The sequence below is a fragment of the Rhizobium sp. NLR22b genome (assembly GCF_019685295.1).
Lineage (GTDB): Bacteria > Pseudomonadota > Alphaproteobacteria > Rhizobiales > Rhizobiaceae > Rhizobium.
The window spans coordinates 327,322-351,486 of the sequence record NZ_JABDWM010000004.1 but is presented as its reverse complement, the minus strand read 5'-3'; the positions used below and the strand labels follow the sequence as shown (position 1 = coordinate 351,486).

Annotated in this window: 17 protein-coding genes; 12 read left to right on the top strand and 5 right to left on the bottom strand. The window is 62.2% G+C overall.

Annotation, left to right across the window (positions count from 1 at the left end):
* Positions 1–154 precede the first annotated feature (154 nt).
* The gene (locus tag HJC00_RS09645; protein WP_210632822.1) at positions 155–1,765 is read right to left on the bottom strand and encodes a phosphoenolpyruvate carboxykinase; all 1,611 of its coding nucleotides are present in this window, start codon (positions 1,763–1,765) and stop codon (positions 155–157) included.
* A 338-nt stretch (positions 1,766–2,103) separates the two neighbouring features.
* On the opposite strand from HJC00_RS09645, the gene HJC00_RS09640 reads away from it, so the two are divergent.
* The 12 genes from HJC00_RS09640 to trxA all read left to right on the top strand — a co-directional run bounded on the left by HJC00_RS09640 (position 2,104) and on the right by trxA (position 19,718).
* The gene (locus HJC00_RS09640) at positions 2,104–2,841 is read left to right on the top strand and encodes a response regulator transcription factor (RefSeq protein ID WP_210633055.1); all 738 of its coding nucleotides are present in this window, start codon (positions 2,104–2,106) and stop codon (positions 2,839–2,841) included.
* Between the two features lie 76 nt (positions 2,842–2,917).
* Positions 2,918–4,708, top strand: a complete 1,791-nt coding sequence (locus tag HJC00_RS09635) for a sensor histidine kinase (protein ID WP_210632821.1) — start codon at positions 2,918–2,920, stop codon at positions 4,706–4,708.
* Entirely contained in the window at positions 4,705–5,157 is a 453-nt protein-coding gene (locus HJC00_RS09630; protein ID WP_210632820.1) for an HPr kinase/phosphorylase, read from the top strand. The genes HJC00_RS09635 and HJC00_RS09630 overlap by 4 nt, the downstream gene beginning before the upstream one ends.
* A gap of 151 nt (positions 5,158–5,308) precedes the next feature.
* Entirely contained in the window at positions 5,309–5,710 is a 402-nt protein-coding gene (locus HJC00_RS09625) for a PTS sugar transporter subunit IIA (RefSeq protein WP_011423437.1), read from the top strand.
* Between the two features lie 9 nt (positions 5,711–5,719).
* Complete coding sequence (locus tag HJC00_RS09620; protein WP_011423436.1) at positions 5,720–5,995, top strand: HPr family phosphocarrier protein; 276 nt, start codon at positions 5,720–5,722, stop codon at positions 5,993–5,995.
* Between the two features lie 144 nt (positions 5,996–6,139).
* A complete protein-coding gene (gene ahcY, locus HJC00_RS09615; protein WP_088391285.1) occupies positions 6,140–7,540 on the top strand; it encodes an adenosylhomocysteinase in 1,401 nt (466 codons plus the stop codon).
* A 203-nt stretch (positions 7,541–7,743) separates the two neighbouring features.
* Positions 7,744–10,329, top strand: a complete 2,586-nt coding sequence (locus tag HJC00_RS09610) for a PAS domain-containing sensor histidine kinase (RefSeq protein ID WP_210632819.1) — start codon at positions 7,744–7,746, stop codon at positions 10,327–10,329.
* On the top strand, positions 10,326–11,840 hold the full coding sequence (gene tsaE, locus HJC00_RS09605) for a tRNA (adenosine(37)-N6)-threonylcarbamoyltransferase complex ATPase subunit type 1 TsaE (RefSeq protein ID WP_210632818.1): 1,515 nt from the start codon (positions 10,326–10,328) through the stop codon (positions 11,838–11,840). Before HJC00_RS09610 ends, tsaE begins: the two co-directional genes overlap by 4 nt.
* 13 nt (positions 11,841–11,853) lie before the next feature.
* Complete coding sequence (locus HJC00_RS09600; protein WP_210632817.1) at positions 11,854–12,585, top strand: nucleotidyltransferase family protein; 732 nt, start codon at positions 11,854–11,856, stop codon at positions 12,583–12,585.
* Between the two features lie 4 nt (positions 12,586–12,589).
* Positions 12,590–15,784 carry a double-strand break repair protein AddB gene (addB, locus tag HJC00_RS09595; RefSeq protein WP_221163900.1) on the top strand — a complete coding sequence of 1,065 codons (3,195 nt, stop codon included), beginning with the start codon at positions 12,590–12,592 and terminating at the stop codon, positions 15,782–15,784.
* Positions 15,777–19,322 (top strand): double-strand break repair helicase AddA, encoded by a 3,546-nt coding sequence (addA, locus tag HJC00_RS09590; protein WP_221163899.1) that lies wholly within the window; start codon positions 15,777–15,779, stop codon positions 19,320–19,322. Before addB ends, addA begins: the two co-directional genes overlap by 8 nt.
* A gap of 75 nt (positions 19,323–19,397) precedes the next feature.
* Positions 19,398–19,718: a thioredoxin gene (trxA, locus tag HJC00_RS09585; RefSeq protein WP_004672616.1), complete on the top strand. Its 321-nt coding sequence runs from the start codon at positions 19,398–19,400 to the stop codon at positions 19,716–19,718.
* 58 nt (positions 19,719–19,776) lie between these two features.
* Here trxA and HJC00_RS09580 read toward each other — a convergent pair whose 3' ends face one another.
* The 4 genes from HJC00_RS09580 to trpB are packed head-to-tail and all read right to left on the bottom strand — an operon-like array spanning position 19,777 to position 24,165.
* Positions 19,777–21,129 carry a folylpolyglutamate synthase/dihydrofolate synthase family protein gene (locus tag HJC00_RS09580; RefSeq protein ID WP_210632814.1) on the bottom strand — a complete coding sequence of 451 codons (1,353 nt, stop codon included), beginning with the start codon at positions 21,127–21,129 and terminating at the stop codon, positions 19,777–19,779.
* A gap of 27 nt (positions 21,130–21,156) precedes the next feature.
* Positions 21,157–22,062, bottom strand: coding sequence for an acetyl-CoA carboxylase, carboxyltransferase subunit beta (accD, locus tag HJC00_RS09575; RefSeq protein WP_210632813.1), 906 nt, complete (start codon positions 22,060–22,062; stop codon positions 21,157–21,159).
* A gap of 39 nt (positions 22,063–22,101) precedes the next feature.
* A complete protein-coding gene (gene trpA, locus HJC00_RS09570) occupies positions 22,102–22,941 on the bottom strand; it encodes a tryptophan synthase subunit alpha (RefSeq protein WP_210632812.1) in 840 nt (279 codons plus the stop codon).
* Positions 22,942–22,944: 3 nt separating this feature from the next.
* A complete protein-coding gene (gene trpB, locus HJC00_RS09565; RefSeq protein WP_210632811.1) occupies positions 22,945–24,165 on the bottom strand; it encodes a tryptophan synthase subunit beta in 1,221 nt (406 codons plus the stop codon).

The window sequence follows — 24,165 nt, the reverse complement described above, 5'->3', positions numbered from 1 at the left end:
TTCTATCTCATATCGGCCGCCAATTGAAAATTGGCCCTCAACGAGAAAACCCGGCAATCCTGCAATACCGGGTTTCACGTGAATCAGAGATTTTGTCTAGCGCAATTCCGCGCGCAAAACCGCTGCACACTTTTGCTGGAATTGCTTGCGCTTCTTATTCGGCGGCCACCTTTACGCCCGGGGCCGCATCGCGAACGCCGCCGTCGACGTGACCTTCGAACTTGGCGAAGTTGGCAATGAACATCGAGACCAGCTTTTCGGCCTGCGCGTCGTAGGCTGCCTTATCGGCCCAGGTCGAGCGCGGATCGAGAATGCCACCGTCGACGCCATCGACGGAAACCGGCACGGCAAAGCCGAAGTTCGTGTCTGTGCGGAATTCGAGCTGGCCGAGTTTGCCGCTGAGGGCGGCAGCGAGAAGGGCACGCGTCGCCTTGATCGGCATGCGCTTTCCGGTGCCGTAGGCGCCGCCGGTCCAGCCGGTGTTGACGAGCCAGCACTCGACGCCGTGGCGGCTGATCAGCTCCTTGAGCAGGTTGCCGTATTCGGCCGGATGACGCGGCATGAAGGGCGCGCCGAAGCAGGTGGAGAAGGTCGCTTCCGGCTCGACGACACCCTTTTCGGTGCCGGCCACCTTGGCGGTGTACCCGGAGAGGAAGTGATACATCGCCTGATCGGGCGTCAGGCGCGCGATCGGCGGCATGACGCCGAAGGCATCGGCCGTCAGCATGATGATCGTCTTCGGATGCCCGGCCCGGCCGGTTTCCGAGGCATTCGGGATGAAATGCATCGGGTAGGCGCAACGGGTATTTTCAGTCAGCGAACCGTCATCGAAATCGGGTTCACGCCGTTCGTTGAGGACAACGTTTTCGAGCACGGTGCCGAAGCGCTGCGTCGTTGCGTAGATTTCCGGTTCGGCCTCAGCCGAAAGGCGGATGGTCTTGGCGTAGCAGCCGCCTTCGAAGTTGAAGATGCCGTTTTCGCTCCAGCCGTGTTCGTCGTCACCGATCAGCGTGCGGGCCGGATCGGCCGAAAGCGTCGTCTTGCCGGTGCCGGAAAGACCGAAGAAGACAGCCGCGTCACCGTCCGGACCGACATTTGCCGAGCAGTGCATCGGCATGGCACCCTTGGCCGGCAGCAGGTAGTTGAGCACGGTGAAGACCGACTTCTTCATTTCGCCGGCATAGGAGGTGCCGCCGATGAGAACGAGACCGTTGGTGAGATCGCAGGCGATCACCGTTTCCGAACGGCAGCCGTGACGGGCCGGATCGGCCTTGAAGCTCGGCAGATCGATGATCGTCAGCTTCGGCACGAAGGTCGGCAGCGCCGCCTCCTCGGGGCGGATCAGCAGATTGCGGATGAACAGCGAATGCCAGGCGAATTCGGTGATGACGCGGGTCGGCAGGGCGTGGCCTTCCTCGGCGCCGCCGACGAGATCCTGAGCGAACAGATCCTTGCCCGCTGCATGCGCCAGCATATCGTCGCGCAGCAGGGCAAAATGCTCCGGCGAGAGGGGCTTGTTGTTGTCCCACCAGATTTGACCATCGGTATTGGTGTCGCGAACGACGAATTTGTCGCGCGGCGAACGGCCCGTATGCTGACCGGTGAGGGCCCGAAGCGCGCCCTGAGCTGTCAGTTCGGCTTCACCCCGGCGGATCGCTTCTTCATAGAGCGCTGCGGCGGAAAAGTTATAGCGGACGCTGGCTGCGCCGCCCAATCCAACCGTTGCAAGCTCCGTTGCCGGGTTATGAACTCCGAACTTTTCCATGGCTAGTTCCCTTTGCTCAGGCTCGTTGCCGTTAAAACCAAGCGGGAAAATACGGGGAGAAATTTTAAAAGACAAGAGACAAAAATTGAGAAAATATAGTAATATCAAATAATTAATCGATTTAAATTTGTTTCATTCTTTTTAAATCGTTTGAAGAGCCGCGTTGAAACATTTCCACCTACAACTTTGCGATGCCGGGGAATTTTACAACAATCTTCCCCTTTATCTTTGCCACAATTTGTTCCACCTTTATCCTCCATAAGCGCATCCGGTCATTGAGACCGCCTGGGGACGACCAAAATCCGGGAGATTGCGCACTGATGACGGAGACCAATGCTATGGCGACAATCGCGCTCGTTGACGACGACCGCAACATCCTCACCTCGGTGTCGATCGCACTGGAGGCCGAAGGATATAAGGTCGAGACTTATACGGACGGTGCCTCGGCGCTCGACGGCCTTCTGGCGCGACCGCCACAGCTGGCGATCTTCGATATCAAGATGCCGCGCATGGACGGCATGGAACTGTTGCGCCGCCTGCGGCAGAAATCGGATATTCCGGTCATTTTCCTCACTTCCAAGGATGAGGAGATCGACGAACTGTTCGGCCTGAAGATGGGGGCGGACGATTTCATCACCAAGCCTTTCTCGCAGCGCCTGCTGGTGGAACGCGTCCGCGCCGTCCTGCGTCGGGCCTCGAGCCGCGAAGCCGCAGCCGCCGGCGGCACGAGCCCCAGCGGTGCGCCGAAGGCCGGCGCGGTGCAGCAGGCCCGCTCGCTGGAGCGCGGGCAGCTCGTCATGGACCAGGAGCGCCATACCTGCACCTGGAAGGGTGAGGCCGTGACGCTGACGGTGACCGAGTTCCTGATTCTGCATTCGCTGGCGCAGCGCCCCGGCGTCGTGAAAAGCCGCGACGCGCTGATGGATGCAGCCTATGATGAACAGGTCTATGTCGACGACCGGACCATCGACAGCCACATCAAGCGGCTGCGCAAGAAATTCAAGATGGTCGATACCGACTTTGATATGATTGAAACACTCTACGGAGTGGGATACCGCTTCCGCGAAGCAGCCTGAGCCCGAGCGGCACAGCTGGAAATGTTGAAGGTTGCCGGCCGGTTTATCCGGCCCAACCTTTCGAAAGGGCCTGTCATTGGCACAGTTGGTGCAGGAAAGGGATTTGGACGATGCGGAGGGCGTGAGCACCCGTCGCGTCCGAGGCCGCCGTTGGTCGCATCCCTTCACGCTGATCCGCCGCATCTTCGGCAATGCGGTGTTTTCGAGCCTGACGCGGCGCATCCTGTTCTTCAACCTCGTCGCGCTTGTGGTGCTCGTCGGCGGCATTCTCTATCTCAACCAGTTTCGCGAAGGCTTGATCGACGCCCGCGCCGAAAGCCTGTTGACGCAGGGTGAAATCATTGCCGGCGCCGTTTCGGCCTCCGCGTCAGTCGATACGAACTCGATCACCATCGATCCGCAAAAGCTGCTCGAACTGCAGGCAGGCCAGAGCATCACCCCGGTGCCGAACGACGAGGATCTGGAATTTCCGATTGATCCGGAAAAGGTCGCGCCGGTCCTGCGCCGACTGATCTCGCCAACACGCACACGCGCGCGCATCTTCGATGCCGACGCCAATCTGCTGCTCGATTCGCGCCACCTCTATTCGCGCGGCCAGGTGCTGCGCTTCGACCTGCCGCCGGTCGAAGAAGAGAAGCAGACCTGGAGCGATTGGTTTGCGACGTTGTTCAACAAGGCGCTGCAGCCGGGCAATCTGCCGCTCTACAAGGAAGCACCGGGCGGCGACGGCTCGATCTATCCCGAGGTGATGAACGCGCTGACCGGCGTGCGCGGCGCAGTCGTGCGCACCACCGAGAAAGGCGAGCTCATCGTTTCCGTCGCCGTTCCGATCCAGCGCTTCCGTGCCGTGCTCGGCGTGCTGCTGTTGTCGACGCAAGCCGGCGACATCGACAACATCGTTCATGCCGAACGGCTGGCGATCATGCGGGTTTTCGGTGTGGCGACGCTCGTCAACGTACTGCTGTCGCTGGTGCTCTCGTCGACGATCGCCAATCCGCTGCGCCGTCTTTCGGCCGCCGCCATCCGCGTTCGCCGCGGCGCCAAGACACGTGAGCAAATTCCGGACTTTTCCGCCCGCCAGGACGAAATCGGCAACCTCTCCATCGCCTTACGCGAGATGACGACGGCGCTCTATGACCGCATCGACGCGATCGAGAGCTTTGCCGCCGATGTCAGCCACGAGCTCAAGAACCCGCTGACCTCACTGCGCAGCGCCGTTGAAACACTGCCGCTCGCCAGGTCGGAGGATTCCAAGAAACGGCTGCTTGATGTCATCCAGCACGATGTCCGCCGCCTCGACCGCCTGATCAGCGATATATCAGACGCCTCGCGGCTCGATGCCGAACTCGCACGCGTCGATGCCGGCTCTGTCGACATGGAGGTGCTGCTGCGCGACCTGATCGACGTGTCCCGCCAGATCAGGGGAAGCAAGAAGCAGGTGGAGATCGAGTATACGGTGGAACGCAAGCCGAACATCAAAACCCGTTTCGTCGTCAACGGCCACGATCTGCGCATCGGCCAGATCGTCACCAATCTGATCGAGAATGCCCGCTCCTTCGTGCCCGAGAAGGGCGGCAAGATCACCGTGCGGCTGGTACGCACACGGTCACGCTGCGTCACCACCATCGAAGACAACGGCCCCGGCATTCAGGCGGAAAATATCGACCGCATCTTCGAGCGTTTCTACACGGACCGTCCGGAATCGGAAGGTTTCGGCCAGAATTCCGGCCTCGGCCTTTCGATCAGCCGCCAGATCGCCGAAGCCCACGGCGGTTCGCTGAGGGCGGAGAACATCACCGATGGCGAGAACGGGCGCGTGCTCGGCGCGCGCTTCATCCTCGCCCTTCCGCTCGATGCCGCCGCATGAGCGAGCCGGCTCCCACCATCCATGCGACGGCGATTGTCGTGGGCAGGACGGGGCTGCTGTTCAGCGGGCCCTCCGGCTGGGGAAAGTCGATGCTGGCATTCACCTGCATGACCGAAGCCCGCCGGCTGGGTCTTTTTACGGCGCTGGTCGCCGACGACCAGGTCCTCCTATCGGAAAAAGCCGGGTCGGTGATTGCCACCTGCCCGCCGTCGATCGCCGGGCTCATCGAACTTCGCGGCACCGGCATCGTCCGGCAGGATCACGTGTCCCCGGCAACCATGCACTATGCCGTGCTTCCGGGCAGCGCTTCCGGTGAAAACCGCGTCCCTGCGGAGGGCGAAATCGTCAGTCTTGCCCCTGGTTTTTCGCTTCCCGCATTGCGGTTGCTCACAAATGTTGCCTCACCGCTGGCGATCCTGATGGCGAAAGCGCCTGACATCGGATGCTGAAAGGCTTCCGGATTGATCAATCCGCCTTATATGTTTGCATTTTTATCTTGCACTTCGGCTTTTCATAGCCAAGATGTGCCGCCACCGGTGGACGAAATTGCTGCATTGCGATATCTCAGCCACCGTTTGCGTATATGGGAGCAGTAATATCATGATCGGACTTGTGCTTGTCACTCATGGCAAGCTGGCTGAAGAGTTTCGTCATGCTGTCGAGCACGTCGTCGGTCCTCAGAAATTTATCGAGACGGTCTGTATTGGCCCCGAAGACGATATGGACCAGAGACGGCAGGACATTCTGCAAGCCGTATCCGGCGCCGATGACGGTCATGGCGTCGTCATCTTGACCGACATGTTCGGTGGCACACCATCTAACCTCGCCATCTCGGTCATGAGTAGCGGCCACACCGAAGTCATTGCCGGCATGAACTTGCCGATGCTGATCAAGCTCGCCGGCGTCCGCGGCGAGAACAACATGGAGAAGGCGCTGGTGGAGGCTTCCGAAGCCGGGCGGAAATATATCAATGTCGCGAGCCGCGTGCTCAGCGGAAAATAACGGCGCTTCATGACATCGCTTTCCCGGGAACTCCTTATCATCAACAAGCGCGGCCTTCACGCTCGCGCTTCCGCCAAATTCGTGCAGATGGTCGAGAATTTCGATGCGGCCATCACCGTTTCCAAAGATGGAATGACGGTCGGCGGCACCTCAATCATGGGCCTCATGATGCTTGCCGCAAGCCCCGGGTCCAGCGTCGTCGTCTCGGCAAGCGGCAGCCAGGCTCAGGAAGCCCTGGAGGCCCTGGATCAGCTGATCCAGAACAAGTTCGGCGAAGAAATGTGAGCTCGGCCGAGTTCATATAAACATATAAAGACTTCTTTATATCCTTATTGCCATCCCAGGCGAAGCCTGCTAAACGGCTGATATGCCGTGCGCTTGCTTGCGCCTGCGCCAATTTTTGAGACGTTTTTCAGCCTGGAGACCTCTATGAGCACTGAAAAAGATTATGTCGTCGCCGATATCGGGCTTGCGGATTTCGGCCGCAAGGAAATTACGATCGCCGAAACCGAAATGCCGGGGCTGATGTCGTGCCGCGCCGAGTTCGGCGACGCAAAGCCGCTGAAGGGCGCACGCATCACCGGTTCGCTGCACATGACCATCCAGACGGCCGTGCTGATCGAAACCCTGGTTGCGCTCGGCGCCGAAGTCCGCTGGGCCTCGTGCAACATCTTCTCGACGCAGGACCATGCCGCAGCCGCGATCGCCGCCGCTGGCGTTCCGGTTTTCGCCATCAAGGGCGAGTCGCTCGAAGACTATTGGGTCTATACCGACAAGATCTTCCAGTGGGCCGATGGCGGCCTTTCCAACATGATCCTCGATGACGGCGGCGACGCCACCATGTACATCCTGCTCGGCGCCCGCGCCGAAGCCGGCGAGGACGTGCTCTCCAACCCGCATTCCGAAGAAGAGGAAATCCTCTTCGCCCAGATCAAAAAGCGCCTTGCCGCTTCCCCGGGCTGGTTCACCAAGCAGCGCGATGCCATCAAGGGCGTCACCGAGGAAACCACGACCGGCGTCAACCGCCTCTACCAGCTCAGCCAGAAGGGCCTGCTGCCCTTCCCGGCGATCAACGTCAACGACTCCGTCACCAAGTCGAAGTTCGACAACAAATACGGCTGCAAGGAATCGCTGGTCGACGGCATCCGCCGCGGCACCGACGTGATGATGGCCGGCAAGGTTGCCGTCGTCTGCGGTTACGGTGACGTCGGCAAGGGTTCCGCTGCGTCGCTCTCCGGCGCCGGCGCCCGCGTCAAGGTTACGGAAGCCGATCCGATCTGCGCTCTGCAGGCCGCCATGGACGGTTATGAAGTCGTGCTGCTCGAAGACGTCGTTTCGTCGGCCGATATCTTCATCACCACGACAGGCAACAAGGACGTCATCCGCATCGACCACATGCGGCAGATGAAGGACATGGCGATCGTCGGCAATATCGGCCATTTCGACAACGAAATCGAAGTCGCCGCGCTGCGTAACCTCAAGTGGACCAACGTCAAGCCGCAGGTCGACCTAATTGAGTTCCCCAAGGGCAACCGCATCATCCTTCTCTCCGAAGGCCGTCTGCTCAACCTCGGCAATGCGACCGGCCATCCATCCTTCGTGATGTCGGCTTCCTTCACCAACCAGACGCTGGCGCAAATCGAGCTCTTCACAAAGCCCGGCCAGTACGAGAACAAGGTGTACATCCTGCCGAAGCATCTCGATGAGAAGGTCGCACGCCTTCACCTCGACAAGCTCGGCGTGAAGCTGACCCAGCTCAGCGAAGAGCAGGCCGCCTATATCGGCGTGAAGCCTCAGGGTCCGTTCAAGTCCGACCACTACAGATATTGATGGCACCATCAATATCCACAAGATGTAGAAGCCGCGGCATTGACAAATGCCGCGGCTTATTTTTTGGCCGCTCTCTTCCCGCCGATTCCCTTCCGAAGTATTGTTTTAAGACTTGATTCGGGACGCCGGACCCCGTCCGACCGCTCCGAAAATGGGATGTCTTGTCGTAATGCGGCACATTGAAGGACGGAGACATACCGCGGATGTCGGAAGTGAAAAACAGCCTGCCCGGTCAGGCGGATGACGGCGCTCGCGCCGGTCGCCGCCCGCTCTCGGCGGGCCGAGAATATAAATCTGCAACGGCACACGAGGCCGCAAAGCAAGAGCATGGATCATTGGCGCGCCTCCTGAAAACGTGCGCGGCCGGCACGGCGCTTGCCGCGCTGGCGCGGCCGGTTCTGGCACAGACCGAGCGGCAGGTGGCCGCCTCGGCTCACCTCTTCACCTCCTCGCAGGTCGTCGGCGTTTCCGTCGTCATCGGCGTCATCTCGGCGGCCCTGCTTTCAACGCTCTGGCTCGTACGCCAGCGCGGCAATCTGGAAAACGAGAGCCGCGAAATCCGCTCGGCGCTTTCCGATGCCCAGCAGCGCATTTCGCAATATCAGGCGCTGATCGCCGACAAGAACCGGCGGATCGTCATCTGGGACGGCAATACGCGCCCCGAGCTTCTCGGCCAGCTTCCGCCCGAGACCGGCGCGCCGCAGGACGGCGAATTCCTGGCCTTCGGCCTCTGGCTGAAATCGCATTCGGCCGCCGATCTGGAAAAGGCGATCGACCGGCTGCGCGACGGCGCGCAGAGCTTCGATATGGTGGTCGAAACCATCCGCGATGAAATCCTCGAGGCGCAGGGCCGGGTTTCCGGCGGACGCGCCTTCGTCCGCTTCGTGGCGCTCAACAATCTGCGCGCCGAGCTTGCCGAACTCAGGATCGAGCGCGACCGGCTGATGACCTCGATCTCGGCCTTCCAGACCATGCTCGACGCGATCGACATGCCGGCCTGGCAGCGCGACCCGGCGGGCCGCCTCACCTGGGTCAACCAAGCTTATGGCGACGCGGTCGAGGCACGCTCGCCGCAGCAGGCGATCAACGAAGGCCGCGAGATGCTGACGACCGTGGCGCGCGAACGCATTCGCGCGGTTACGACGCCGGAATCGCCTTTCCACGACACGATCTCGACCGTTGTGCGCGGCAATCGGACATTCTTCGACGTCGTCGACGTCAAGGTCCCGGGTGGCTCGGCCGGGATTGCGATTGACGTGTCTGATATAGAGGCCGTGCGCGCCGAGCTGGAACGGACGCTGAAGAGCCACGCCGAAACACTTGACCATCTCGCCACACCCGTCGCCATCTTCGACGGCGAGCGCCGGCTGCAATTCTACAACCAGGCCTTCGTCGCGCTCTGGGAGCTCGATATCGCCTTCCTCGAAAGCCGGCCTGATAATAGCGAGCTGCTCGAGCGGCTGCGCGCGGCCAAGAAGCTGCCGGACCAGCTCAACTGGAAAAGCTGGAAGGAAGCGGCCCTTTCCGTCTATCGCGCGCTCGACACGCAATCGGATCTCTGGCACCTGCCCAACGGCCAGACGCTGCGCGTCTTCGCCACCGCCCATCCGCAGGGCGGCGCCACCTGGGTATTCGAAAATCTGACCGAGCAGGTCGATCTCGAAACGCGCTACAACACATTGGTCAAGGTACAGGGCGAGACGATCGATCACCTTTCCGAAGGGGTGGCGGTATTCGGACCGGATGGACGTATCCGCCTGTCGAATCCGGCCTTCCGGGCGCTCTGGGGCATTACGGAAACCGAAGCCAAGCCCGGCACTCATATCCGCGCGCTGGGCGAGGCCTGCGCGCCGTCCTACGACCGGCCGGACGGCTGGAAGACCTTCGCGGAACTGATCACCAGCTTCGATGACGAACGCCGCTCGAGCCAGGGGACGCTGGAACTCTTCTCCGGCCTCGTGCTCGATTACGCCGTCATCCCGCTGCCGAACGCGCAGACCATGCTGACCTTCGTCAACATGACCGACAGCGTGCGGGCCGAGCGGGCTTTGACCGAGAAGAACGAGGCGTTGCGCAAAGCCGACGAATTGAAAAACGACTTCGTTCAGCATGTTTCCTATGAACTTCGCTCACCGCTGACCAATATCATCGGCTTTACCGATCTGCTGCGCACGCAGGGCGTCGGGCCGCTGAATGAACGGCAGGCCGAATATGTCGACCACATTTCGACCTCGTCCTCGGTTCTGCTGACGCTCGTCAACGATATCCTCGACCTTGCGACGGTCGATGCCGGCATCATGCGGCTCAACTATGCCGAGATTGATCTCAACGACCTGCTCGACGACGTCTCGATGCAGATCGCCGACCGGCTGCACGAAAGCGGCGTCGCGCTTGAAATCACCGCCTCCGCCTATCTCGGCTCGATCGTCGCCGATCCGCAGCGGCTGAAGCAGATCCTTCTGAAGCTTCTTGCCAATGCGGCGAATTTCTCGCCCGAGGGCACGTCGATCTCGCTGGAATGCCATCGCGAAGGCACGGATTTCGTCTTCTCCGTCCGCGATCGCGGCCCCGGCATTTCGCCCGACATGATCGCGACCGTGTTCGACCGGTTCGCGACGGGGGCTAAAAGCGGCAAACGCGGCGGCGCCGGCCTCGGTCTCTCGATCGTCGACAGCTTTGTCAGCCTTCATCATGGCGACGTGACGATCGACAGCGAGCCGGGCAAAGGCACGACGGTCGTCTGCCGTATCCCATCGGTCAACATACCGCATTCCGCCGCCGCCGAATGACGACCGATGATACGATCTCGCTGTTCCTGAAAGACGAAGCGGCCACGGTTCGCCTCGGCGAAGACCTGGCGCTTGGCCTGAAGGCCGGAGATTGCCTTGCCCTGTCGGGCGATCTCGGCGCCGGCAAATCCTCGCTTGCCCGTGCGATCCTGCGTGCCATTGCCGATGACGATGGGCTCGAAGTTCCGAGCCCCACCTTCACACTGGTGCAATCCTACGATCTGCGTATCCCGGTTTCGCACTTCGATCTCTATCGGCTCGGTGACCCCGGCGAATTGACGGAGCTCGGCTTCGACGAGGCCCTGCAGAACGGCATCTGTCTCGTCGAATGGCCGGAGATGGCCGCGAGCGAGTTGCCTGGCGAATGCATCACGTTGACGCTGACGCATGAAGGCAACGGCCGCCGGGCGACGATTAGCGCCGCCGGCGCACAGGCTTTGCGCATCCGGCGCGTCCTGGCGATCCGCAATTTCCTCGAAGACGCCGGCTATTCCAATGCCAAACGCCGCTTCCTGACCGGTGATGCCTCGCTTCGCGCTTACGAGGCGATCTATCGCGAGAACGCCGAGCGCCGCATCATCCTGATGGACTGGCGGCCGCATCCCGAGGGACCGCCGGTCCATGACGGCAAACCTTATCCCAAAGTCGCGCATCTGGCACAGAACGCCTATCCCTTCGTTGCGATTGCCGATGCGCTGCGCGAACGGGGTTTTGCGGCGCCGGAGATCTATAAGGTCGATTATCAGCAGGGGATCCTCTTGATCGAGGATCTCGGCACCGAAGGCGTGCTCGATGACGAGGGGCGGCCGATCATCGAGCGTTACCGGCAAAGCGTCGCCTGTCTTGCCCATCTTCATTCCATGCAATTTCCGCCAGACATACCGGTTTCCGCCACGCACACGCATCACATACCGGACTTCGATCGCACGGCGATGAAGATGGAAGTGCAGCTTGTGCTCGACTGGCACATAGCCTGGAAGCGCGGCACCGCCCCCTCGGATACCGAACGCAAGGAATATCTGGCGATCTGGGACGCCCTGATCGATGAACTTGCCACGGCCGAAAAGAACCTGCTGCTGCGCGATTTCCACTCGCCGAACATCATCTGGCGGCCGCAGGAGCCGGGCATCAAAAAGATCGGACTCATCGACTTCCAGGACGCCATGATCGGGCCCACAGCCTATGATCTTGCCTCGCTCGTCCAGGACGCGCGCGTCACGATCGAACCGCAGCTTTTCCGGCAGCTGATGGACGATTATCTGGCGCTTCGCCGCACACAGGGCGGCTTCGACGAAGCCGGATTCCTGAAAGCATGGGCGATCATGTCGGCGCAGCGCAATTGCAAGCTTGCCGGTCTCTGGGTGCGGCTGCTGCAGCGGGACGGCAAGCCCGGCTATCTCAAACATATGCCGCGCACACTTGCCTATCTGAATGTCGCGCTCGAGCACGAGGCGCTTGCCCCCTTGCGCGATTGGTGCACAAGGGCTGGAATAGGCCAGAGCGAATCATAAGTTCCGGATCAAGATGACCATCAGACAAGCCATGGTTCTGGCCGCGGGTCTCGGGACCCGCATGCGCCCGATCACCGATACGATTCCGAAGCCGCTGGTGAAGATCGACGGCAAGCCGATGATCGACTATTCGCTGGACGCGCTGGTTTCGGCCGGCGTCGAGCGGGCCGTCGTCAACGTTCATCATCATGCCGAGCAGATGCTCGACCATCTCGGCAAATATCGCGGCCTCGACATCATCATATCGGACGAGCGGGACGGACTGATGAATTCCGGCGGAGGACTGGCGAAGGGCCTGACGCTGCTTGAACGCGACGACATCTTCGTCATGAATGCCGATCTCTTCTGGATCGGAGAACAGCCGGGACGGCCGACGAACCTGCAGCGCTTAGCTGGATTCTTCGATGCAGAGCAAATGGACATGGCGCTGCTTTGCGTCAGGATCGAAGATACAACCGGTCACAACGGCAAGAATGATTTCAGCCTCGCTGCAGATGGCCGGCTGACGCGGTATCGCGACGATCCGTCCAATCCCGTCGTCTATGCCGGGGCGATCGCCATGAACCCGACGCTGTTTGATGATGCGCCGAAGGATGCCTTCAACCTCAATATCTATTTCGACAAGGCGATCGCGCGCCGACGTCTGTTCGGCATCGTGCTCGACGGCCATTGGCTGACTGTGGGAACGCCAGAGGCGATCGGCGAAGCGGAGGAAACAATCCGCCGACTGCGGGCGTTCGCGTGAGCTCATGGCGGACCGGCACCAGCCACGCATCCTGACGATCCCGGCGGGCCTGCCCTTCCTGAAAACGCTGGCGACGACGCTTTGCGACGGACGCCTGACGCCGCTCTTTCGGCATGAGTCCGATGATCCGCTGTCGCTCGCCAGGGTGACGATCTACCTGCCGACCCGGCGCGCCGTGCGCGTGCTGCGCTCAGAATTCGTCGACCTGCTCGGCGGCCGCTCGGCGATCCTGCCGGTGATCCGTCCTCTCGGCGAAACCGATGACGACAGCGGATATTTCGAAGAGGCGCTGCCGGCGACGATCGATCTCGCCCAGCCGCTGTCGAATACCGCCCGGCTCCTGGAACTGGCGCGGCTGATCCTTGCCTGGCGAAACAAGCTGCCGGAGATCGTCCGCCATATCCATTCCGACTCGCCGCTCGTTGCGCCGGCCAGCCCGGCAGATGCGATCTGGCTCGCCCGCAACCTCGCGGAGCTGATCGATTCCATCGAAACCGAGGATCTTGACTGGTCGGAACTGTCGAAACTCGACACCGGCGACTACGCCGCCTGGTGGCAGCTGACGGCGGAGTTCCTCCAGATCGCCAGCGCCTTTTGGCCGGAGCGGCTTTCCGAGCTCGGCAAGTCCTCGCCGGCGCGGCACAGGAACGCAATTCTGCGGGCCGAAGCAGCCAGGATTTCGGCGGCGAAGCCGGCCGGGCCGATTATCATCGCCGGTTCAACGGGTTCGGTTCCTGCCACGGCCGATCTCATCGCCGCCGTTGCCAATCTGCCCGAAGGCGTGATCGTCCTTCCCGGCCTCGATCTGTCCATGCCCGACAGGCATTGGCAAATGGTGGCGCCGGAACCGGCGCCAGGCCAGCATGGCAATCCGGCCAGCCGGAGCCATCCGCAATATGGCCTGTCCTTGCTGCTGAAAAGGCTGAGGCTGACACGAGCCGACGTCAGCCTCCTGGGGAGACCAGAGGCCGATCTTAACCGGCGCGCCGAAATCCTGTCGCGCGCGCTCGCCCCGGCAGAGGCGACCAGCGACTGGGGGGCCTGGAAGAGCTCGCTACCCGAGGGAGCGCTGACTTCGGCCTTCGGCGATGTTTCGCTGATCGAAGCCGCCAATGAGCGCGAGGAAGCAACCGCGATTGCCATCGCGCTCAGGCTTGCACTGGAAAGGCAGGGACAGGACGGCGAAAGCCGGGCTGCGCTGATTACGCCAGACCGCAATCTCGCCCGTCGGGTGATGGCCGAGCTCTCCCGCTTCGGGATCCTCGCCGACGATTCGGCCGGCACACCGCTTTCGGCGACCCCGCAGGGCACGCTGCTACAGCTGCTGCTGGAGGCGGCGCTGCGGCCGGGTGATCCGGTGGCGATCGTTTCGCTGCTCAAACATCCGCTGGCCCGCTTCGGCCTCGAACGCGACGCCTTGATTTCCGCGACCGAAGCGCTCGAACTGCTGGCGCTGCGCGGCGGGGTGGCGGAGGTGGATATCAACGCACTTGAATTGCTCCTGAGCCAGCAGCTCGGCGAACAGGTCCTCGACCGACACGCGCCGCAATGGCGCAAGACGCTGCCAGCCGAGGCCGTCGAGACCGCATCCGAACTTGCGCGCCGGGTCACCCGCGCAACCGAGCCTCTTGCTTCCGCGCTGGTCCGGCACCGGCCGGAGGAGCGCGGCAAGACAGCAAGTTTCACGCTGTCGGAATGGGCGGAGCGGACCGGCCGTTCGCTCGAAGCGGTCGCGGCAGATCCGCACGGCAATCTTGCCGATCTCTGGGCACACGAGGCAGGGGACGCCCTCGCCTCACTCCTCAGCGAAGTCATCGACACGGACGGCCAGATGGAGGCCGACGGACCGCAATGGATCGACATCATGGCAGCACTTGCCGCCGGCCATGCGGTGAAGCCGCGGGCGCTCAGCCATCCCCGCCTCTTCATCTTCGGCACGCTCGAAGCCCGCCTGCAGAGCGTCGACACGCTCATTCTCGGCGGGTTGAACGAAGGCTCCTGGCCAGGGCAGAGCGCGAACAATCCCTTCATTCCACGTATGATGAAGACGGAGATCGGGCTCGAACCGCCGGAGCGGCGCATCGGGCAGCTAGCGCATGATTTCGAGATGGCGAACGGCACCCGCCACCTGATCTATTCGAGAGCGCTGCGCCAAGGTTCGACGCCGACCGTCGCCTCACGCTGGCTGCAGCGGCTGCTGGCGCTCGGCGGAGGGACCTTTCAAGCGGCATTGAGGGAGCGCGGTAACCGGTACCTGCAATGGGCTGGTCTGATCGATCGGGGAGACGCCCAGGCACCGGCGCAGCGGCCCTCGCCGACACCGCCGCTGGCGCTGCAGCCGAAGTCCTATTCCTTCAGCGAGGTCGGACGGCTGCGCCGCGATCCCTATGCGATCTATGCCCGCCGCATCCTGCGGCTCGATCCGGTGGACGCGTTCAACCGCGACCCGGGAGCGGCCGAACGCGGAACGCTCTATCACACGATCATCGACCGGTTCGTCCGCGAGGCCCATGTGGCCGGCACGCCGGCGGCGGCAGCGGCGATGGAGCGCATCCTTAACGAGCTTTTCGACATGGAGAAGCTGCCACCGCATATCGATGCCGTCTGGCGGCCGCGCTTTCGCGAAGTGGCCCGTGCCTTCCTCGAATGGGAGGCCGGACGACGTCCCGGCATCCGCAGGACGCTGACGGAAGTACGCGGCGGCGTGGAGCTGGAGGCGATCAATATCCGGCTGAACGGCGTTGCGGACCGGATCGATATTACAGGACCGGGGGCGGCCGATATCATCGACTACAAGACCGGCTACAATCCCTCACCGACACAGGCACGCGCGCTTCTCGATCCGCAGCTCGCCCTGGAAGCGGCGGCTTTGAGCGCCGGCGCCTTCCGCGATGCCGGCAGTCTTGTGCCGCAGGATCTGCTCTATGTTCGCCTGCGACCGGGACGTCGCTTCCAGGTCGATACGGTGAACAACGAAAACGCGGCCCGCAGCGACAAGGCGAAATCGGCGATGGACCTTGCCGGAGAATCGATCGACCAGCTGATCAAGTTCGTCAGTTTGCTGCAGTCCGGCGAAAAGGGCTTTACCTCGCGGCTCATCCCGGCGCAGCAGTTTGATTTCGGCGGCGACTACGATCATCTCGCCCGCGTCTCCGAATGGTCCACGGCTGAGACTGAGGAAGGCGGCGGCGATGAGTGACGCTCTTCCGAATGACGACGATCCCGGCGCCTGGATCGGCTGGACCACGATTCAACAGGCGATCGCCTCCGACCCCGAGCGCTCGGCATGGGTTTCGGCCAATGCCGGTTCCGGCAAGACGCATGTCCTGACCCAGCGCGTCATTCGTCTGCTGCTTGCCGGCGCGCGGCCTTCCGCCATTCTCTGCCTGACCTATACCAAGGCCGCGGCCTCTGAAATGTCGAATCGCGTCTTCGAACGGCTGGCGGACTGGGTGGTGCTCGACGACGAAGAGCTCGGCCGGCGGATCATGCAGATCGAGGGGACGGCGCCCGATGCGCTGAAGCTCGCCGAGGCGCGCCGGCTATTTGCCAAGGCGCTGGAAACGCCGGGCGGGTTGAAGATCCAGACGATCCATGCCTTTTGCGAAGCGCTGCTGCACCAATTCCCGCTGGAGGCCAATGTTGCCGGGCATTTTTCGGTCCTCGACGATCGCGCGGCGGCGGCGCTGCTTTCCGATGCACGCCGGGCGCTGCTGGCGGCGACCGCGCCGGAAGAAGGCAGCGCCCTTGCCAAGGCTTTCGCCTATGTGCTCAATCTCGGCGACGAATCCGGGCTGGAGAACCTGCTCGCCGACATCATCGCCAACCGCAACGCCATTCGCCGCTTCACCGCGGCTGCCGAGCGACGCGGCGGCGTGGAGGCAGTGCTGCGCAACAGGCTCGGCCTTGCCGCCGGCGATACGGAAAGCCGGATCGCGGCGCAATATTGGCCGTTGCCGGAGCCTTCGGGCGGCATGCTGGAGCTTTATCTGTCGCTTGCCGACCAGAAAGGCGGCGCCAAGGCGCAGGAAGTTGCTTATGGCCTCAGGCTCGCCGGCCGGGAGCGCGATGACGCCAGGCGCGCCGAAATGCTGGAGAAAATCTTCCTGACGGCGAAGGGCGAGCCGAAATCGGAGACGCAGTTCCTGGTCAAGGCCATGCTTGCGGAAGCACCGCAACTGGCGCGCGCCATCGCCGTCGCCCGCGCGCATGTCGCGGCAAGCCGTGATCGGTTGAAAACGATGCGAATGTTCGGCGCCACGCAGGCCGCGCTGGTGCTCGCCGGTCGGCTGAACCATGATTACGAGGAGTTGAAGAAGCAACGCAGCCAACTGGATTTCGAAGACCTGATCACCCGCACCGCCGACCTGCTGACAAAGAGTGGCGTCGGTCCCTGGATCCATTACAAGCTCGACCGGGGTATCGATCATATCCTCGTCGACGAGGCACAGGATACCAGCCCGATCCAATGGAGCGTCATCCAGTCGCTCGCCGAGGATTTCTTTTCCGGCGAGAGCGCCCGGCCAGTCGTACGCACGCTCTTTGCCGTCGGCGACGAGAAGCAGTCGATCTACTCCTTTCAGGGGGCGCGGCCCGAGCGTTTTTCCGAAGAGAGCGACCGGACGCGGCGGCGGGTCTCCGACAGCGGGCAGAGCTTTTCCTCCGTACGGCTGCCGCTCTCCTTTCGCTCGACCGCCGACGTACTCGAGGCCGTCGACCAGATCTTCAGGATATCGGATAATGCGCGGGGTCTGAGCGCGGTCGGCGAACCGGTCGTGCATCGATCCAGCCGGATCGGACATCCTGGCGCCGTCGACCTCTGGGAGATGGTCGCGCCTGAGGCGGTGGTGAAGGAAGAGGATTGGACGGCGCCCTTCGATGCGACGCCGGAAAGTGCGCCGGCCGCAATCCTCGCGCGGCGGATCGCCCATGCGATCGGCACCCTCGTCGGCCGTGAAACGATCGTCGACAAAGGCAGGGAGCGGCTCATCGAAGCCGGCGACATCCTCGTTCTGGTGCGCAAGCGCGACGCCTTCGTCAATGCCTTGACCCGCGCCTTGAAGCGCCGCGGCGACATTCCCGTGGCCGGCGCCGACCGACTGACGCTGACCAGCCATATCGCCGTCCAGGATCTGCTGGCGCTCGGCCGTTTCCTGCTTCTGCCGGAGGACGACCTTTCGCTCGCTGCGGTGCTGAAGAGCCCGCTTTTCGATCTTTCCGAGGACGATATCTTTGCAATCGCCGGCCTGCGGGGCGACAACGAGAGCGTCTGGAGCCATCTCAAGAGGTTTGCGGCCGACGGCACCGAACGTTTCCGTGCCGCCGTCGAAAGGCTGGAGCTGTTTCTGCGGCAGTCGCGACATCTGTCGGTCCATGATTTCTATGCGCGGGTGCTGGGCAGCCATGGCGGGCGGCGGCAATTCCTTGCCCGTCTCGGCACCGAGGTCAGCGATATTCTCGACGAATTCCTGACCTTCACCCTCGACCACGAGAACTCCGGCCTACCCGGGCTGCAATCCTTCATCTCAATGCTGGAGCTTGAAGCGCCGGAGGTGAAGCGTGAGCAGGACAAGGGGCGCAACGAGGTCAGGATCATGACCGTGCATGCCTCCAAGGGTCTTGAAGCACCAATCGTCTTCCTCGTCGACGGCGGCTCCAAGCCCTTCACGCATACGCATCTGCCGAAACTTCGCCTGATCGAAACCGACCCCGACGAGCCGCCGCTGCCGGCCTGGGTTCCCGTCTCGGACCTCGCCAATTCGCTGACGCAAAACGATGCAACGCGGATCCAGATGCTGGCGGAAGAGGAGTATCGCCGGCTGCTTTATGTCGCCATGACGCGGGCTGCCGACCGGCTGGTCGTCTGCGGCTATCGTGGCGTTCGTGTCAATAACGATACCTGGCACACGATGATCTCCACTGCGCTCAGCGAAGGCCATCCGCATGTGGAGGCGGCCACCTTCTCCGGCCCTGACGGGGAATGGCCGGGTATCCGATGGCGCGTGCCGCGGGTGGAGCGGCGCTTCGAGCGTATCGAACGCAACGAGGCGCGCGACCGTCAGCAGGCGTTGCCGGAAGGCCTATTGCGGCCATTGCCACCACAGGCTGAGCTGCCCCGCCCCCTCAGCCCGTCCGGTATCGGGACGATCATCGACGAAGACGAGGGCAGCTTGTTTGTCGCTTCGCCGCTGTTCGGGGAGAAGGAGCGCAGCGATCGTTCACTGGAAAAGGGCAGACTGATCCATCGCATGCTGCAGGCGCTTCCAGAAATTCCGCTTCGAGAACGACCCGATGCCGCATGCCGTTATGCCGAACGGGCGGCGCGGTTCTGGCCGGAAGCGGAACGCCGCCGGCTCGTCGATTCGGTTCTGAAACTCATGGACGAACAGGCTTTGCAGCCGGTTCTCGGGGCAGAGGCCCAGCCGGAAGTTTCGATCATGGGAACATTGACGCTCGAAGACAGCCGCTATGCGGTCTCGGGCCGTATCGACCGGCTCGCCGTGCTTGCCGATCGCGTTGTCATTCTCGATTACAAGACCAATCGGGTGCCGCCTTCGACCGAGGAGGCGATCCCTTTCGCACATAAGGCTCAGCTCGCGATCTATCGTGAGATCCTGGCGCCGCTCTATCCCGGCAAACGCATCGACTGCATGCTCGTCTATACCGAGAATGCGTCGCTTTATACGCTGAGCGAAAAGGCGCTCGGTTTGGCGCTTGCAGGACTCAAGACAAAGTGAAATACCGGACATTGAAAATTTGGCGCCGCACCATCACATGTGGTTCAACATCTTCTTCGGTCAAAGGAGCAGCCTATGGCTACCGTGAAAGTCGATATCAATAACTTCCAGTCGGAAGTTCTGGAATCCGCAGAACCCGTCGTCGTCGATTTCTGGGCTGAATGGTGCGGTCCGTGCAAGATGATCGCTCCGAGCCTCGAGGAAATCTCCGTCGAGATGGAAGGCAAGGTAAAGGTCGCCAAACTCAATATCGATGAAAACCCGGAACTCGCCGCCCAATTCGGCGTGCGCTCCATTCCGACGCTCGCCATCTTCAAGGGCGGCGAAGTGGCCGATATTTCGGTCGGCGCCAAGCCGAAGACAGCTCTTTCGAACTGGATTTCGAACGCCGCCTGATCGATATCGTCTTTATATTGCATGAAAAGCCCGGCTTCGACCGGGCTTTTTCATTTGCTTATTTCGGAGGCGTGCCGTTGTCGGCAAGCACATCGCCGACGAGATAGAGAGAGCCGCCGATGAGGATGCGGGGCGGCAGTGCCGTCGGGTCGAGGGCCGATTTTATCGCTTCCAGCGCCTCGCCGACCGTCGACATCGGTTCGGCGACCAAACCGGCATCATAGGCGGCGTTCGACAATATCACCGGGTCGATCATCGCCTCGCTGCCGCGGATCGGCACGCAGAACACCTTCTCGACCAAGCCTGTAAAGGCCTTGAAATACCCGATCGGGTCCTTGGTGTTGATCATGCCGATGATCAGGAAAAGCGGCCGCGGCTGGCGCTCCTCGAAATTAGCCATGGCTTCGGCGATCACCTCACCCGCTCCGGGATTGTGCCCGCCATCGACCCAGATCTCGGCGCCGGCGGGCGCATGCGATAGCAGCCGGCCCTCGCTGAGGCGCTGCAGCCGGCCCGGCCATTCCACGAAATTCATCGCCTTTTCCATCATCGTCTCGGTGACGGGGAAGCCGGCGGCCTTGACAGCGCGGATGGCGGCGGCGGCATTGGCATATTGATGGCGACCGGGAAGGCGCGGCAGCGGCAGGTCGGCAAGCCCGTACTCGTCCTGATAGACCAGCCGTCCATATTCCTCATGCGCCATGAAATCCTGCCCGAAGACGGCGCTCGGGCAATGCAGTCGCTCGGCCGTCGACATCAGCACGTCGAGCGCCGCATCATATTCCTGATGGCCGATGACGACGGGCCGTCCGGGCTTCATGATGCCAGCCTTTTCAGCCGCGATCAGTTCCACCCTGTCGCCGAGATAAGGCTGGTGATCCAGCGAGATCGGCATGACGACGGACACAGCCGGATCGGAGATGACATTGGTGGCGTCGAAACGGCCGCCGAGACCGACTTCGATGATCGCGGCATCGGCCGGGTGTTCGGAAAACAGAATGAAGGTGACCGCCGTCAGGATTTCGAAGACGGTGATATGCTGCCCGGCATTGGCCTCGGCCACCCGTCGCAGAGCATCGGCGAAGACGGCGTCGTCGACAAGCTGCCCGCGCCCGCCCGCGACACCAATGCGATAGCGCTCGTGCCAATTGACGAGATGCGGCGAGGTGTGGACGTGGGCGCTGTAACCCCCCGCTTCCAGCAGAGCCCGGCTGAAGGCAGTGACCGAACCCTTGCCGTTGGTGCCAGCGACATGGATGACCGGCGGCAGTTTCCGGTGCGGATTGCCGAGTTGGTCGAGAAGACGGGTGATGCGATCGAGAGACAGATCGAAGCCCTTGGGATGCAATCCCATGAGTTTTTCGATCTCCTGCGCTGCCTCACTCACCGCGGTTTGGCCTCTGGGTATCAATTCGGCATCCCGCCTGCTTGCCTGATATCAGGCGCTCGCCGCCAAGGCGATCGCTCCACGAGTCACGTCGTTGGCTGCCGAGACGGGCTTCTTCGTCAGAATCTTCAGGATGCGCGCCAGCGTTTCCGGAATGTCATGACGTTTGACAACCATATCGACCATACCATGTTCCAGCAGATATTCGGAGGTCTGGAAGCCTTCCGGCAGCTTTTCACGCAGCGTCTGCTCGATCACCCGCTTGCCGGCAAAGCCGATTTCGGCGCCGGGCTCGGCCAGGTGAATATCGCCAAGCATGGCATAGGAGGCCGTGACGCCGCCTGTTGTCGGGTTGGTCAACACGACAATGTAGGGCTGGCCGGATTCCTTGAGCAAGTCGACGGCAACGGTCGTGCGCGGCAGCTGCATCAGCGAGAGAATGCCTTCCTGCATGCGCGCACCGCCGGAAGCCGGGAACATCACCAGCGGGCATTTTTCCGACGTCGCACGTTCGAAAGCCTTGACGATCGCCTCGCCGGCGGCGATGCCGAGCGAACCGCCGATGAAGTTGAATTCGTGCACGACGGCCACGAGTTTCACACCCTGCACCTTTCCGAGGCCGGCGAGGATCGTGTCCTCCTGCTCGGTCTTCAGGCGGCTGTCACGCAGACGATCGCTGTATTTCTTCGAATCGCGAAATTTCAGCGGGTCCTGGGCGACCTTCGGCTGCGGCAGCGATTCATATTCACCATTGTCGAAAAGGTCGGCAAGCCGGGCCTTGGCCGGCATCTTCATGTGATAGCCGGAAGCAGGGATCACCCACTTATTGCCTTCCAGGTCCTTGTGGAAGACCATCTCGCCCGTTTCCGGGCACTTGATCCAGAGATTCTCCGGCACTTCGCGACGGCCCAGCATGGAATTGATCCGCGGGCGAACGTAGTTGGTGATCCAGTTCAACTCGAATTCTCCTGGTTGAATAGCGCCAATGTGGGAAAACTATTCGGCAGCAACAAGGCGTGCCGAGCGTGTTCCCGAGGAAAGGCCGCGCACCAGCGTTGCGACCGCCTGAACCGTGTCCGCCGTCGCCTTGCCATCGCTGGTCAAGCTCGTCGCGACCTGGTTGACGATGGCGGTACCGACGACGACGCCATCGGCCGAGCCGCCGATGACCTTCGCATGTTCCGCCGTCTTGACGCCAAAACCGACGCAGACGGGCAGCTCCGTATGCTGCTTGATACGCTGGACGGCGCCGGAAACCAGCGACGGATCGGGCAGTGCCGAACCGGTGATGCCGTTCATCGAGACGTAGTAGACGAAGCCGGAGGTGTTCTTCAACACGGTGGGCAAGCGCTTTTCGTCGGTGGTCGGCGTCGCCAGGCGGATGAAGTTGATCCCCTTGCGGATCGCCGGAATGCAGAGTTCGTCATCCATCTCCGGCGGCAGGTCGACGACGATCAGGCCGTCGATACCGGCGGCCAGCGCATCGTCCAGGAACGTCTCGACGCCGTAGATGTAGATCGGATTGTAATAGCCCATCATGACGATCGGCGTCGCGTCGTTGCTCTTGCGGAAGTCTGCCGCCAGCTGCAGCGTCTTCTTCAGCGTCTGACCGCCTTTCAGCGCCCGCTGGCCGGCCAGCTGGATGGCCGGGCCGTCGGCCATCGGATCGGAAAAGGGCATGCCGAGCTCGATGATGTCGGAACCTGCTTCCGGCAGTGCCTTCATGATGCCGAGAGAGGTATCGTAATCAGGATCACCGCCCATGAAATAGGTCACAAGCGCCGGACGGCCCTCGGCCTTGAGCGCGGCAAAGCGTTTGTCCATGCGTGCGGTCATGTCTTACAGTCCCATTCCCAGAATCTTGCCGACGGTGAATATGTCCTTGTCGCCGCGGCCGGAGAGGTTCATCAGGATGATCTCGTCCTTGTTCATTGTCGGTGCGCGCTTGATGACCTCGGCAATCGCATGCGCCGCCTCGAGCGCCGGGATGATGCCTTCGAGGCGGGTCAGGGTCTGGAACGCCTCGAGCGCCTCGTGGTCCATGATCGGCACGTAGTCGACGCGGCCGATATCGCTCAGCCAGGAATGTTCGGGGCCGATGCCGGGATAATCGAGACCAGCCGAAATCGAATGACCTTCCTTGATCTGGCCGTCGCCATCCTGCAGCAGGTAGGTGCGGTTGCCGTGCAGCACGCCGGGAGACCCGGCGGTGATCGAAGCGCAATGTTCGTCGCCCTGGAGGCCCTTGCCGCCGGCTTCGACGCCGACGATCTTCACGGAGGGGTCATCGAGGAAGGGGTGGAAGATGCCGATCGCATTCGAGCCACCGCCGACGGCAGCGACGACGAGGTCCGGCAGGCGGCCTTCGGCGGCCAGCATCTGCTCTTTCGCTTCCGCGCCGATCACCGACTGGAAGTCCCGGACCATCTCCGGATAGGGATGCGGGCCGGCCGCCGTGCCGATCAGATAATAGGTATCCTCGACATTGGTGACCCAGTCGCGGAGCGCCTCGTTCATCGCGTCCTTCAGCGTGCCGCTGCCTGCCGTCACGGGCTTGACTTCGGCGCCGAGCAGCTTCATGCGGAAAACGTTCGGTGCCTGACGCTCGACGTCGGTGGCGCCCATGTAGACGACGCAGGGAAGCCCGAAGCGGGCGGCAACGGTGGCCGAAGCGACGCCGTGCTGGCCGGCGCCGGTTTCGGCGATGATACGGGTCTTGCCCATGCGTTTGGCGAGCAGGATCTGGCCGATGCAGTTGTTGATCTTGTGCGAACCGGTGTGGTTCAGTTCCTCGCGCTTGAAATAGATCTTCGCGCCGCCGAGTTCGGCAGTCAGCCGCTCGGCAAAATAGAGCGGGCTCGGCCGGCCGATATAGTGGGCGCCAAGATGCTTCAGTTCCGCCTGGAAGGCCGGATCGCTCTTCGCCTTGTTCCACTCGTCCTGCAGATCGAGAATCAAAGGCATCAACGTTTCGGCAACGAAACGACCCCCATAGATGCCGAAGCGGCCATCTTCATCTGGCCCGGAACGGAAGGAATTCGGTTTAGGCGTTTCGTTCAC